Origin of the sequence: Ahrensia marina, from assembly GCF_042140245.1 — a bacterium.
Classification (GTDB): Bacteria; Pseudomonadota; Alphaproteobacteria; order Rhizobiales; family MH13; genus MH13.
This window is the reverse complement of record NZ_CP159483.1, coordinates 762,088-776,174: the sequence shown is the minus strand read 5'-3', so window position 1 is coordinate 776,174 and position 14,087 is coordinate 762,088. Positions and strand designations below refer to the sequence as shown.

The window sequence follows — 14,087 nt, the reverse complement described above, 5'->3', positions numbered from 1 at the left end:
TCAAACCGGTGCCCGGCTGGCTACCCGTATTCGCGGCGCATGACAAGCGCGCGGCCCTTCGATCCATCGGCCAAGGTGGCGTAGGCGGGCCGTTCGCCAACTTGCGCAAATCCGCGTCGCCTGTAGAGCGTGATAGCGCTCTCATTGCCATCAGCAACCTCCAAGAACACTGCGCGCACCCCTTTTTGGCGCAGCGCCATCAGAGCGTCATCCAGCAGTCTGGTCCCATAGCCACGACCTTGGCAGTGTTGCGCAACAGCAAATGTCAGCACTTCGCCCTCGTCGCTGGCTTGGCGCACCATCACAAAACCCTCCACTGGACCGCGGCCAAACCAACTGAGCGGTCGGATCATACGTGTTGTGACAGCAGGATCGTCGATGAGGCTTGAAAGGTCTTGAGCATTCCAGCCGATGGGAAAGGCCGCATCATGCAGGTCTGCCAGAGCTTCTGCGTCTTCTGCGCTTGCATCCTCGACGATCCGCAATCGGCTAACGCTGGCGCGTAGCGGATCAACGGCCCAGTGGTACCAATCATCAAACGTGGAAGACTGCGACATGCGTTGAAGGTTACACCGCGCTGGTGTCCAGTCCAATACGTAACCCGGCGGGTTTGGCGGCTATGGCGTCGGCCGGTTTGAGATAAAGCGGTTTGGGTTTCTCGGTTACGTCACCGATGGCGGCCAGCTCAGCCAATGCCGCAGCGCTCGGTACCTGCGCTGTGTCACCAAGGGTAATGCGCTTGCCTGCTGAACGGGCCAAGGCGGCAATGATCGAGGTTGCCGGGCCAACCAGGCGGGCACCGTTGGTCACAGATGCGGCAAAAACCAAATCGGCCATCACATTGGCGGGCTCAAGCGCCACACCGTCAGCGCTAAAACGCTGGCCGTAGACCAACCCATTGCGGGCATCGATGGCAACGCATCGGACCGCATTGATACCACTCTCACGTTGATCAGACCGCGCCATGGCTTCAAGCGTGCCAATCCCAACCACGGGAATATTGAGCGTCGCTGAGTATCCGCGGGCTGCGGCCAATCCAACCCGCATGCCGGTGAAGGATCCTGGTCCGACCGTGACGCCAATGCGATCCAGGTCGTCATAGGTGATCGAAGCGTCGGTCAGCACCTGCTCAATCATCGGGACCAGTGCCTCCCCATGACCACGCAGCATCGCAACGGACTGTGCACTGATGACACCAGGCCCATCAGAAACCACCGCCTGGCAGGCTGGGCCAGCGGTATCAAGGGTCAAAATCAGGTGGGACGTTTCGGAAGGCATGGGAGGTTCAGTCGACATGCCTTCTACCTAGGCGGGCAAAGGCCGATACGGGCAGTCGGGGAAACCTCTAATCACGCGTCGATGGTGCAAAGTCTTTCGCACCATCTGTTCCGGCAGGGAAACAATAGCAAGGTCGAGACGTTGGTCTGTCTGCGTTAACTTGCGCGTACTTCTTCAACGCCAGGCACAAAGTGCCGCAGAAGATTCTCAATGCCGTTCTTCAGCGTCGCGGTGGACGATGGGCATCCTGCGCAAGCGCCGCGCATATTCAGATAGACCACGCCGTCTTGAAAACCTTTGAAGGTGATATCACCACCGTCCTGCGCAACAGCAGGGCGAACGCGAGTTTCAAGCAGTTCTTTGATCGTATCAACCATGGCACGGTCGTCCTCAGCAAAGAACTCAGAGCCATCATTCTCATCGGCTTCTTCGGCATCCTCAACGAGGATGGGCATCCCGGTGACGAAATGCTCCATGATCCCACCCAAGATTGCAGGTTTGATGTGAGACCAGTCTTCCACATCGGCCGTGACGGTGATGAAATCCTGACCGAAGAAAACACCGGTTACGCCGGGAATCGCGAACAGGCGCTGCGCCAGTGGTGATTTTTCGGAGCCCGTAGACGAGCGGAAATCAAGCGTGCCTTCTTCCAGCACAGTTTTGCCGGGCAGGAATTTCAACGTCGCAGGGTTTGGCGTCGACTCAATCTGAATGAACATGAAAACCTCCAAACGGGATGGCGCTAACCCTCATATGGGGGCGATCCACCACAAAGTCACGCCCCGCTCGACCGCTTTCTCAAAACGTTTTCGTTCGGGGCGTTCTTTGAGACCTGTTATGGCGCAAAAGCACTAGTTTGGAAAGGTTCTAAGTTGAGTTTTGGGGCAAAGTCCCACGCGCTGATGGCTTGATCACCAGTCTCAAGGCAACGAACAGGCTCAAGCCAAAGGAAGAGCGGAATGTCTAGGCGTCCACCACCAGTTCACCGGTGCGGAGCTGTTCTTCCTCAATGCTCTCAAACAGTGCACGGAAGTTGCCTTCGCCAAACCCTTCATCACCTTTGCGCTGAATGAACTCAAAGAAGATCGGGCCGATGACTGTTTTTGAGAAGATCTGCAACAAGATCTTGGTCATCCGGTCGCCATCGGCATCATCAAACACGCCTTCGCCATCGATGAGGATGCCATGCTTTTTCATCCGCTCAATCGGCTCACCGTGACCGTTCACCCGTGCTTGTGACATCTCGTAGTAGGTGTCTGGTGGGCCTGGCATGAAACGTAGGCCATTCTCGGCCAGGCTGTCGGTGCCGTCATAAATGTTTTCGGTGCCGACAGCGATGTGCTGAATGCCTTCGCCCTTATATTTGTGCAGATAGGTTTCGATCTGGCTTTTGTCGTCGGTGGATTCATTGAGCGGAATGCGAATCTTGCCACAGGCCGACGTGATGGCGCGGCTGACAAGCCCGGTCATCTTGCCCTCAATGTCGAAGAAATGGATCTGAGTGAAGCCGAACAACTCGCGGTAGAAGTCCCACCAGGTGTCCATGTTGCCGCGATAAACATTATGGGTGAGGTGATCGAGATAGTAGAAGCCGAGACCTTCGGGTTTCGGGTCGCGTTTGCCGAGCCACTCGAACTCAGCATCATAGGCTGAGCCCTTTTCGCCATACTGGTCGACGAAATAGAGGATCGAGCCGCCAATGCCGACAATGGCAGGCACATCCAGTGTGCGATCATCTTCCAGGTAAGGTGTAGCGCCTTTGGCAACGGCGTGATCGAAGGCGTGCTGCGCATCGACAACCCGCCAGGCCATTGATGGCGCGCAGGGCCCATGCTTATCCACAAAACGCATGGCATGGCTGCCAGGCTCCGCATTCACCACATAGTTGATGTCGCCTTGCCGCCAGATCGTGATGGCTTTGGTTTTGTGGCGCGCGACGGGCGTGTAGCCCATCTGCGTGAACAGAACGTCGAGCTTCTCCGGCTCGGCATGCGCAAATTCGACAAACTCAAACCCATCGGTGCCGGCAGGGTTGGTCGGTGTGATCTGTGCGGCAGGCGCATCGTGTGGAAACGGACCCAAAGCAGTTCTCCCGTATCATTTTTTTGAAGGCCAACGATATCACGGGAGCGATGCAAGGTTCTTGCAAATCATTCACAGATTCAAGAATCTATGCAGATTACTTGCATCAAGAAACAATAAAGCGCATGGAAATGAGAAATGAACGATAGTGATCGAAGAATTCTTGCAGCGCTGCAACGCGATGCCAGACTCACCAACAATGACCTTGCTGAAACCGTTGGGCTCTCACCCTCACAGTGTTCGCGTCGGCGTGCACAGCTGGAGGAGGAGGGATTGATCACCGGCTATCACGCGAAGTTGGATCGCGAAAAAACAGGCTTTGGATTGACCAGCATTATCTCCGTCACGCTGGCCACGCACAGTGAGGACAATTCCAAGCGCATCCGTGACCTGTTTGCGGCCCTGCCTGAAGTGATGGAAGCCCACGCCATGACCGGTGACATGGATTATTACGTCAAAATCGTCACCAAGGACCTGAAGTCACTGTCAGAGTTCATCAACGACAAGCTTCTTGCTCATCCCGCGGTTCAGCAGGTGAGAACAGCTGTTTCTCTTCAAACGTTGAAAGAGACGAACAGTCTTCCGGTGTAAGGCGCAGATGTGTTGATGGCGGACCACGACTCTCGTCAGAGCCAGCCGCTTTCCAGCCCCTTTGCCCAGCTCTCTCGGTTGTAGCCGCGCGCTTGGGCGGCAGCGCCATCGTGATCATAGGGAACTGAGCGAAAGGTAACGTCCCAAACACCGTTTGTTTTTTGCAGAATGGCGTAGCTGGCGTTGGGCGTTCCTGTCTGCATGACATGAGGTACGGGCACGACATCATCATAAGCAGGACAACCCACCGAGCCCGGATTAACCAGAAGAGCGCCGCTGGACAGTCGAACCAAACGCGGAATGTGTGTGTGCCCGCAAAGAAGAAGACGTGCTTCTGAAGAAAAGCCATCCAACTCAGCATGCAGTTCCGCCAAGGTCGCCTGCCGGATCATGCCGTCAGGTTCAACCCGCTCCATCCAATAGCGCTCGTCGGTCAGTGGTGTCGCGTGGCAGGCAAACACGCCTTCAAAAGGCACCAAACTGAATGGTAGCGTACGCAACCAATCGAAATGAGCAGGCGCTAGGGCTTTGTGGGTTACGGCGTCGGTTGGCCCCATCTGTGACGGGTTTTGCTCAAGAAGGTAGCGATCATGATTGCCACGCACCGTTGGCCAACCGAGCGGGATCAGTCGCTCGGCGACAGTGTGCGGGTCGAGGGGACCAGAAAGCACGTCGCCCAAATTGACAACGTCGGTGATGGCCTGCCGTTCAAGATCAGCAAGAACAGCTTCAAGTGCCAACGCGTTGCCATGAATGTCGGCAAGAGCGGCAAAGCGCATCACGTACCCTCATCAAGGGAAAATTCGATGTCGAGATCATCAAGCTTGTCAGAGAGAAAAGCCCGCGCATCCTGGATACCGGCATTGTAGAGTGAAGGTCCCAGCTCTTTCAGCATGAAGGTGAGCAGTTCCTCAGCGCGAAAGGCGCTCAAGGGTTCATCAAACTCATCGGAAAAATAGGCCTGGAGCCTTACGACCAGCTCGGCACGTCTTTCTGGCGAAAGATCAAGTTTGGTCATGCAATCGCTTCGATTGTTGCATCGTCCATATCGCCTGGAACGATCGTCACTGGGACTGGAAACCCGCCGCCGCGTGCGGCAATGGCGCTGACCAGGGGCCCCGGCCCCTCTTTGCCAAGCCCTGCTCCGAGCACCAGGATCGCGATGTCCTCATCATCATGAATGAGCTGGGTGATCTCTTCCAACGCTGTGCCTTCTCGCACCAGGCGTTCCGGCGTCAGCGACAGCCCGCGCGCGCGCAGTAGGCCAACATAGCGATCGACGGTTGCATCGGCCTCTGCCTGTGCTTCGGCGCGCATGATCTCTTCCACGCCCAGCCAGTGCTGAAACTCAGACGGCGGTACGACATAGAGCATTGAAAGCCCACCGCCGGTTCGCTCTGCCCGGCGTGCTGCATAGACAACCGCACGCTCGCACTCAGGTGTATCATCCAGAATGACCAGAAACTTGCGCTGGTGGCCTTCATCAAAGGCGCGGCGGGCCTTCAGCATGGGAGTCTCCTGCCATCGTACAAGCGGTCGGGCTCTGACCTGAAGCGCGTGTGCACGAACCAACAACGTACAAATGGCCAACAACAGGTCGGAGCGCGTACGCCGGGATCAAGATGTCAATCACGTTGGCTCAGCGCAAGGTCTGTTGTTAGCGGACCAGTCCAAGAACATCGTAGACCTCATCAAGCACCGGTGCAGCCACGGCCTGCGCTCGCTGTGCGCCCTTATGAAGGATCGAATCAATCTCCGCTGGGTCAGACAGAAGACGTTCCATTTCGTCGCGTAACGGTCCAAGCTTTCCAACCGCAACCTCCGCCAAAGCTGGCTTGAACGTTCCGAAACCTTTGCCGCCGAACTGAAGGATTACATCCTCTTTCGAGATGTCGGCCAATGCAGCAAAAATATCGACCAGGTTCTGCGCTTCGGGTCGGCCTTCCAGCCCTTCAACGGTTTCTGGCAACGGTTCGGGATCAGTCTTCGCTTTTTTGAATTTCTTGGCAATGGTATCGCGGTCATCGGTGAGATTGATGCGTGAAAGGTCCGACGGATCAGACTTTGACATCTTCTTCGTCCCGTCACGCAGGCTCATAACACGCGTGGCATCGCCCAAAATCAGTGGCTCGGTTATCGGGAAGACCTCCTTGCCCCAGTCGTGGTTGAACTTCTGCGCGATATCGCGGGTCAGTTCCAAATGCTGCTTCTGGTCTTCACCAACCGGCACGGCGGTCGCTTTGTAAAGGAGGATATCGGCTGCCATAAGCGTCGGGTAAGCATAGAGACCGACGCTTGCGTTTTCTTGATCCTTCCCAGCCTTCTCTTTGAATTGAGTCATCCGGTTGAGCCAACCGACACGCGCAACGCAGTTAAACACCCAGCCAAGCTGGGCATGTTGAGGAACCAACGACTGGTTGAACAAAAGGGACTTGTCCGGATCTACCCCGGCTGCCATGAACGCCGCCGCTACCTGGCGTGTTGCGTGTGCCAACTCTGTCGGGTCTTGCCATTGCGTGATCGCGTGCAAATCCACCATGCAGTAGATGCAGTCATGTGTGTCTTGAAGCGGCACGAAATTGCGTATCGCACCAAGATAGTTGCCCAGCGTCAGCTGACCAGAAGGCTGAACACCAGAAAAGACGCGTGGTTCGAAGGTCGTGCCAGCTGGGGTCCCAGATGGTTCACTCATGACGGTATGTCCTGCTTGATTGAGAAGCGGCCCGCCTTATCGCGGGTCTTCAGCCCCTAATCAAGATGGCCATCGTTGGCGACAGGTTTGCGCGTCAACAACCGTTTCATTTCGCTAAGCTTCGCCGCACCCGTTACGTGTGCAAGTCCGAAGAAAGTAATGATACCGGCAAACACTAGTGCGCCTAGCGCAATGACACGCACCCAAAGCGGGGCGGTAACCACGAGTTGCGGCTCCAAAACACCTGCCAGACTGATCAAAAGCGCACCCATCGCGATGGCGCACGCGAAAAGGATTGCAACTTTCAACAGAAGTGCGCGCTCCAAATGCCAATAGCCCCGTTTGGCAATGAGGTAGTAAAGAACCAATGCGTTAACCCAGCCTGCGATGCTCGTGGCCAGAGCTATCCCGACATGGCCGATAAGCGGGAACAGCGCCAACGAACAGGCAATGTTAACCGCGACCGAGAGACCACCAATGAGCATCGGCGTTTTGGTATCTTCGCGGGCAAAGAAGGCCGGTGAGAACACTTTGATCAAAACAAAGCTCGGTAGACCGATTGCGAAAGCTTGCAAGGCCGCTGCGGTTCCAAGGCGTGCTTCCTCTCCGAAAGCACCGCGTTCAAAAAGCACCGAAACCAAAGGAATTGGTATCGCAGCCAGCGCCACTGCAGCTGGCAGGGTGAGCAGCATGGCAAACTCTAGCGATCGCTCGCTTGCATCCTTCACACCATCGTCATCACCCGCTTTCAAACGTCGTGACAATTCCGGCAGCAACACCACACCAATCGCGATACCGACCACACCGAGCGGCAATTGGTAGAGCCGGTCGGCGTAGTAGAGCAAGGACACCGCGCCCGCCTGAAGCGAGGCAATCATGGTCCCAACCACGATGTTGATTTGCGTGATACCACCAGCGATCACCCCAGGCACACCGAGGGAAACCAGTCGTTTCATGCGATCCGACCAGCGCGGGCGCACAAGCTTTAACAAGAAGCCCGCGCGGTGCAGATCACCGATCACCATCGCGAGCTGCGCAAACCCGCCTATCACAACGCCGATGGCGAGCCAGATACCGGCTTCAGCTTCACCGGCCAAACCAGCGGCAAGCAGTACCCATAACACACCAATCAGGACAACATTCAGAAGTGTCGGCGCAAAAGCCGCCGCTGCAAAGCGTCCGAGCCCATTCAAAACGCCAGAAATCAAAGCCAAAATGGAGACAAGCGTCAGATAGGGAAAGGTGATCCGCGTGAGGAAAACCGTCAGATCGAACTTGTTTGAATCGCTGATGAAACCTGGCGCAAGTACCAGCATGAGGATCGGCATCGCAATCATGGCGACAGCGGTCACCAAAGCTAGAACGGTCAGCAATCCGGCCATTGCCTCTTGGGCAAATGCTTTAGCGCTCTCCTTGCCGTCGCCTTCCAACGTGCGCGCAAAGAGCGGCACAAAGGCAGAGTTAAAGGCCCCTTCGGCAAACAAACGGCGGAAAAGATTGGGAAAGCGGAACGCAACCACAAAGGCGTCAGCTACTGGCCCGGTGCCAAGAGCCGCCGCCATGAGAATATCGCGAACGAACCCAAGCACCCTGCTGGTCAGCGTTGCACCGCCAACAGTTGCAAAATTGCGCAGCAAACTCATCGGCTACGTGCGGGCTTTGGATTTGGAACGCCGAGCAGGACGCGGCGCGGGTGTGGATGGTGCATGTTCTGAGGATTCCGGCACAGCCGTGTTGCCGCGACCACGACGCGCTAAGGCAGCTGGCCGCGGTTTGGCTGGCGTCCCACCCAAGACCTCTTCCAGTCTCTGCTTAATGGTGTTCAGCTTGGCGCGACTGGTGACTTTTTGACCCATCAGATCGGTCACGTAAAAGACGTCGACCGCCCGTTCGCCAAAGGTTGCCACATGGGCTGAATGCGTGTCGAGGGAAAGATCCGATAGTGCGCTTGCCAAATCGTGCAACAGGCCGGGGCGGTCGCGTCCAGCCGCTTCGATCACTGTGAAACGCTCCGACCCCTGATTGTCGATCATCACTTCGGCAGGCACCTTGAAGGCGCGGACGCGTCCCTTTGCCTTTCCTTTTTCGGCCATCATCGGTGGCAGATGAACATCACCCGTCATGGCGCTTTCCAGCGTGGCGGCAATACGATCGGCCCGCCGCCGCTCATCAGCTTCTTGCTCGAACTCCTGCCGTATGAGGATGGTATCAAGCGCCTTACCAGTTGACGTTGTGTGGATTTGCGCACCGACAATATCAGCTTTGGCAGCCACGCACGCCGCTGCAATGGTGGAAAGAAGACGTGGGTGATCGGGTGTATAAAGCACGATCTCTGTCACACCCTCAAAACTGTGCACTGCCGACAGTGAGGCAAAGGCTTTTCCTGCTTCGTCAGCATCTTTGATCAGATGCGCATGAGCAATTTTGCGATCCAGATCAGTTCGCAGCCAGTAGGGAGCGTAATGCATGGCGGCATACGTCTTGCGTTCATCCTCGCTCCAATCCGGCAGAGCTTCGAACAGCATGGACTGCGCCCCTGCAACCCGCTGTTCACGTGCGCCTTCAGAGTGACCGCCGGTCAGGATGATCTCTGTTTCATAGTAGAGCGTGCGCAGAAGCTGACCTTTCCAACCGTTCCAAACGCCTGGACCGACCGCGCGAATATCGCAGACGGTAAGAATGAGCAGCAGCTTCAGCCGTTCCAACGTTTGGACACGGGCGGCAAAGGTCTCGATGGTGGTTGGATCGGAGAGATCACGCGACTGCGCGGTCATCGACATGACCAGATGGTCTTCGATCAGCCAAGCCACCAAAGCCGTTTCACTAGGGGATAGGCCAAAACGCGGGCAGAGGCGGCGGGCTATCTTCGCGCCTTCGGTTGAGTGATCCTGTGGGCGGCCTTTGGCGATATCGTGCAGAAACAGAGCCACATAGAGGGCCCGCCGGTTCTGGATGGTTGGCAACAGAACAACAGAAAGCGGGTGCTCTTCCTTCAGATGACCGGTTTCGATTTGCGCAAGGACGCCAACGGTGCGCAGCAGATGCTCATCCACCGTATAGTGGTGGTACATGTTGAACTGCATCATCGCTACGACCTTGCCGAAATCAGGCACAAACCGACCAAGAAAGCCGGTTTCATTCATGCGGCGCAGCGTTGCTTCAGGTCTATTTTTTGAGCAGATAATCTCCAGGAAAATCGCGTTGGCATCCGGATCGGTTTTCAAGGCCGGTGTGACCAGCTTCAGCGACAGGGTAACCAGTCGCGTGGCATCGGGGTGCAGCGCCAGCCCGTATTTGTCGGCCAGCTGAAAGAAACGCAGAAGGTTGACCGGATCTTCTGAAAACACCGTCTCGCGCGCGACATTCAGGCGCGATGTGTCCACCACAAAGTCACTGTTGGCCGGCAGCTTTTTCACATTGCGGCGACGCAGCGGTCCTAGCATCCGATCAAGGATCGGTGTCTGCTTGGCTTCATTTTCCTCAAGGCGTGCACACAGGATACGCGTCAGGTCACCAACATCTTTGGCCACCAAGAAATAGTGCTTCATGAAGCGTTCCACCGGCTGCATGCCTGGATGGTCGGTGTAGCCTAGGCGCTGCGCGATATCGCCCTGGAGATCAAACGACAGACGATCATCAGGACGGCGCATCAAGAAATGGATGTGACAGCGGGTAGCCCAGAGAAAGTCGCTGCCTTTGACAAAGGCGTTGTATTCGCGCCGCGTGAAAACACCTTTGGTGACCAATTCGGCTTCGGTGTCGACTTGGTAGACATATTTGCCGATCCAAAACAGCGTGTTGAGATCACGTAACCCGCCTTTGGACTCTTTCACGTTGGGCTCGACGACGTAGCGCGATGACCCTTGTTTTTTGTGACGCCCATCGCGCTCACCGAGTTTGGCGGACACGAACTCGGCAGCTGAACCTTTCACCACCTGGTCTTGAAAGGCGGTTTGAAAGGTTTCGAACAGCGGCTGATCGCCAAGAATGAAGCGCGTTTCAAGCAAGGCAGTACGGATGGTCATGTCCGTTTTGGCAAGCTTCACGCATTCATCCACAGTGCGGGTGGCGTGACCAACTTTGAAACCACAATCCCAAAGGAAATAGAGCAAGCTTTCGACCACCTGCTCGCCCCAAGGTGTCTGCTTGGCGGGCCGCAAAAAGAGCAGATCGATATCCGATTGGGGCCCAAGCGTGCCACGGCCATAGCCACCGACCGCACAGACCGTAATGCGTTCGCCTTGCGAGGGGTTCACTAGGGGATAGCGGTATTCAGTCACCACACGATAGAGCGTCTTGATGAGCGTGTCTTCGGCCAGAGAAAGACGTTGCGCGCACGCAAGGCCACCGCGATCCTCTAAAAGCAGTGCTTCGGCCGTCTGCAGGATGTGCACGACAGCGGCTTTTACGATGGGGATCAGCCGGGCGTGCGCATCATCGTAGGAGCCAGCCTCTTCGATCGTGTCGCGCATCTCCACATAGAGCGTTTCACTGTCCAAAAGCGGCGGAGCATCATCGCGGCGTACCAATTTGGGCATTGTGCGGGGGCGTCTGGCAGGCATGATCAGGCGGAATCTTTCAGCTGTTTGGCAAGATCATAGACGAAATCGAGCGCTTGGCGTGGGGTCATTTGGTCCGGGTCATGCCCTTCAAAAAGCGCCGAAAGCTTGGCATGAGCCGCTGCCTCTATCTGCTCTGGCGTTGGTTCTGTGCTGGCAGCGACCGGTTTTGCAGCGGAAAAGAGCGGAAGACCCTCAAACAAGCCGTCATCGCTGGAGGCTCTTTCGCCACTGTCTTGGCGTGTCTCCAGGTGATCAAGAACCGCACGGGCCCGTGCGATCACCGGTGATGGCAGACCGGCAAGCTTGGCCACTTGGAGCCCGTAGGAACGATCTGCCGCACCTGGCACCACCTCGTGCAGAAAGATCACATCGCCTTCCCACTCTTTGACCTTCAGGGTGCGATTGTCGACCCGGTCCAAACGTTCAGCTAGCACAGTTAGTTCATGATAGTGCGTGGCGAAGAGTGCGCGACATTGGCTTTGATCATGCAAATGCTCCACACACGCCCAAGCAATTGAAAGCCCATCATAGGTGGCCGTGCCGCGACCTATTTCATCAAGAATCACCAGGGAGCGCGGGCTGGCTTGGTGCAAGATGGCTGCCGTCTCCACCATCTCGACCATGAAGGTGGAGCGCCCACGCGCCAGATCATCGGCAGCTCCGACACGGCTGAACAACGCATCGACAATGCCGATGGTGGCCGAGGTCGCAGGCACAAAAGCGCCCGCCTGCGCCAAGACTGCAATCAAGGCGTTCTGCCGCAAAAAGGTGGATTTGCCGCCCATATTGGGGCCGGTAACCAGGTGAACGGCGCCATCATCCAAGGCGCAATCATTGGCAACAAAGCGTTCTTTGCCGTCTTGCTTCATCACCTTTTCAACCACCGGATGGCGACCCGCCTCAATCGCGAAGCTTTGATCATCGCGCATCTGCGGGCGAACATGGTTTTCGCGCACCGCTGTTTCCGCCAGTCCGGCAGCGACATCAAGTGTTGAGAGTGCATCAGCCACGCCTTGGATAGCGAGCCGGTTGTCTTTCACCGCCTCGCACAGTGCCTCAAAGCGTGCCACTTCGAGCGCTACCGCTCGCGCGCCTGCACTGGCGATCTTCGCTTCGAGCTCTGCAAGTTCCTTGGTGGAGAACCGCATGGCATTGGCCATGGTTTGGCGGTGAAAAAAGGTTTCCGCCTGATCCTGCAAAGGGCCAGCTTGTAGCGTGGGCACTTCGATGAAATAGCCAAGCACGCCGTTGTGCTTGATTTTCAGCGACTTGGCCTGCGTTTGGGCACTGTAGGTAGATTGCAGCCCGGCAATCACTTTGCGTGCATCATCGCGAAGAGATCGCGCCGCATCGAGATCTGGATCAATGCCCTCAGCGACAAAACCGCCATCACGGGCGAGCAAGGGCGGGCTATCGGACAGCTCGTCAACCAAACGCCCAGCAAGCGCGTTAGGGCGTTCAGCAAGTGCTTTTCTGGCCTCTGCGGCAAGAGACGGCAGTTCCTCACCAAGCAGGTCATGAACCATACCCGCCTGATCGAGCGCTGCACCCATCGCGACCAAATCGCGTGGCCCGGCCCGACCAAGCATGACCCGTGACAGCGCGCGTGAGATATCTGGTGCGCCCCTGAGGCTTGTGCGGATATCGGCGCGAATGGCCGGGTCGTCCGCCAACCATGCGATGGCATCGTGACGGTCGCTGATGATGCCCAAGTCTGTCAAAGGCGCAGACAGTTGGTCTGCCAGCCGACGCGTTCCAGCAGACGTTACGCAGGCATCAATGGCACTCAGCAATGTCGTGGCATTTTCACCAGAGCGTGAACGCACCAAATCAAGGCTGGCGCGTGTGGCTTCATCAATGGCCATGGTGCCGCCCGAACGCTCGCGTTGCGGCGCCTGTAGACTGGCAAAAGCCTGCTTTTGTGTGCGCTCCACATAGCCGATCAGGGCTGATGCTGCGCGCAGCTCACATCGTGAGAGTTCACCGAACGCGTCAGCTGATGCGACACCAAAGGCACGGGCGACTTTCTCGCCGGCCTGTCCACCGTGAAACACAGCGCCAGGTTGCGGCGACAGTGCGCCACCCAATCGGTGAAGCGCGTCTTGAAGAGGTCCGTCGGGATCAATTGTGTCGGGATAGAGTGTCTCCGCTGGTGCCAAGCGAGCAAGTTCTGCCTCGATGCGATCAGTTTCCATAGCGCTCAAACGGAACGTGCCGGTGGAAAGATCAAGCCAAGCCATACCTATGGTTTGACCACCCGCATCTGGAGCCAGCGACACCAACCAATTGGAGGCGCGTGGTGGTAAAAGCGTGTCTTCGGTTAAGGTTCCAGGCGTGACCAGCCGCACGACGTCGCGTTTGACCACCGCTTTCGAGCCACGCTTTTTGGCCTCTGCCGGGTCCTCGATTTGTTCGCAAACGGCAACTTTGTTTCCCGCAGCGATCAACCTTTGCAGATAATCGTCGGCGGCGTGCACGGGAACACCGGCCATCGGAATGTCTTGGCCTTGATGCTTGCCGCGCTTGGTAAGGGCGATGCCAAGCACCTGCGCAGCAATGGCCGCATCATCAAAGAACAGCTCGTAAAAGTCCCCCATACGGAAGAAAAGCAGGCTGTCCGCGTTCGCCGCTTTGATCTCCAGATATTGCGCCATAACGGGTGTTGCACCGGCCGTATCGGGCATGGTGGCAGTGTTCGCGTCTGCGCTGGAAGGAGGTGTGGCGGCGTCCATGGGTCTTTTCTAGCAAATGGGCGGTCAAACACCACAACCCGCCGTACCGAAAGCCGTGTATAGCCTTTGGGCGAAAGCTTCCGGTTTTTTGCTGCACTGCACTTCCTCTTCGCGCCAACCACTCCTAAGGTCCGTGCCCACCAACAACAA

The 14,087-nt window shown here is 56.8% G+C and carries 12 protein-coding genes; 1 reads left to right on the top strand and 11 read right to left on the bottom strand.

The genetic code is table 11. The features are described from left to right. Positions 1-20: 20 nt before the first annotated feature. The 4 genes from ABWH92_RS03775 to hppD all read right to left on the bottom strand — a co-directional run bounded on the left by ABWH92_RS03775 (position 21) and on the right by hppD (position 3,360). Positions 21-557 (bottom strand): GNAT family N-acetyltransferase, encoded by a 537-nt coding sequence (locus ABWH92_RS03775; protein ID WP_375572283.1) that lies wholly within the window; start codon positions 555-557, stop codon positions 21-23. Positions 558-567: 10 nt separating this feature from the next. Further along, positions 568-1,296, bottom strand: coding sequence for a tRNA (adenosine(37)-N6)-threonylcarbamoyltransferase complex dimerization subunit type 1 TsaB (gene tsaB / locus ABWH92_RS03770; RefSeq protein WP_375572281.1), 729 nt, complete (start codon positions 1,294-1,296; stop codon positions 568-570). A gap of 137 nt (positions 1,297-1,433) precedes the next feature. Beyond that, positions 1,434-1,997: a NifU family protein gene (locus tag ABWH92_RS03765; protein ID WP_375572279.1), complete on the bottom strand. Its 564-nt coding sequence runs from the start codon at positions 1,995-1,997 to the stop codon at positions 1,434-1,436. A 244-nt stretch (positions 1,998-2,241) separates the two neighbouring features. Further along, a complete protein-coding gene (gene hppD, locus ABWH92_RS03760; protein ID WP_375572277.1) occupies positions 2,242-3,360 on the bottom strand; it encodes a 4-hydroxyphenylpyruvate dioxygenase in 1,119 nt (372 codons plus the stop codon). 138 nt (positions 3,361-3,498) lie between these two features. On the opposite strand from hppD, the gene ABWH92_RS03755 reads away from it, so the two are divergent. Then, positions 3,499-3,951, top strand: a complete 453-nt coding sequence (locus tag ABWH92_RS03755; RefSeq protein ID WP_375572275.1) for an Lrp/AsnC family transcriptional regulator — start codon at positions 3,499-3,501, stop codon at positions 3,949-3,951. 35 nt (positions 3,952-3,986) lie between these two features. Here the strand turns inward: ABWH92_RS03755 and ABWH92_RS03750 are convergent, their stop codons facing one another. From ABWH92_RS03750 to mutS, 7 genes are all read right to left on the bottom strand, one after another. Then, positions 3,987-4,730: a metallophosphoesterase family protein gene (locus ABWH92_RS03750; RefSeq protein WP_375572273.1), complete on the bottom strand. Its 744-nt coding sequence runs from the start codon at positions 4,728-4,730 to the stop codon at positions 3,987-3,989. Beyond that, positions 4,730-4,969 carry a DUF2164 domain-containing protein gene (locus tag ABWH92_RS03745; protein ID WP_375572271.1) on the bottom strand — a complete coding sequence of 80 codons (240 nt, stop codon included), beginning with the start codon at positions 4,967-4,969 and terminating at the stop codon, positions 4,730-4,732. The genes ABWH92_RS03750 and ABWH92_RS03745 overlap by 1 nt, the downstream gene beginning before the upstream one ends. After that, on the bottom strand, positions 4,966-5,460 hold the full coding sequence (locus ABWH92_RS03740; protein WP_375572269.1) for a universal stress protein: 495 nt from the start codon (positions 5,458-5,460) through the stop codon (positions 4,966-4,968). The genes ABWH92_RS03745 and ABWH92_RS03740 overlap by 4 nt, the downstream gene beginning before the upstream one ends. A 148-nt stretch (positions 5,461-5,608) precedes the next feature. Beyond that, on the bottom strand, positions 5,609-6,643 hold the full coding sequence (gene trpS / locus ABWH92_RS03735; protein ID WP_375572267.1) for a tryptophan--tRNA ligase: 1,035 nt from the start codon (positions 6,641-6,643) through the stop codon (positions 5,609-5,611). A gap of 56 nt (positions 6,644-6,699) precedes the next feature. Further along, positions 6,700-8,286 (bottom strand): murein biosynthesis integral membrane protein MurJ, encoded by a 1,587-nt coding sequence (gene murJ, locus ABWH92_RS03730; protein ID WP_375572265.1) that lies wholly within the window; start codon positions 8,284-8,286, stop codon positions 6,700-6,702. A 3-nt stretch (positions 8,287-8,289) separates the two neighbouring features. After that, positions 8,290-11,205, bottom strand: coding sequence for a [protein-PII] uridylyltransferase (locus ABWH92_RS03725; protein WP_375572263.1), 2,916 nt, complete (start codon positions 11,203-11,205; stop codon positions 8,290-8,292). Between the two features lie 2 nt (positions 11,206-11,207). After that, positions 11,208-13,937: a DNA mismatch repair protein MutS gene (gene mutS, locus ABWH92_RS03720; RefSeq protein WP_375572261.1), complete on the bottom strand. Its 2,730-nt coding sequence runs from the start codon at positions 13,935-13,937 to the stop codon at positions 11,208-11,210. Between the last annotated feature and the right edge of the window lie 150 nt (positions 13,938-14,087).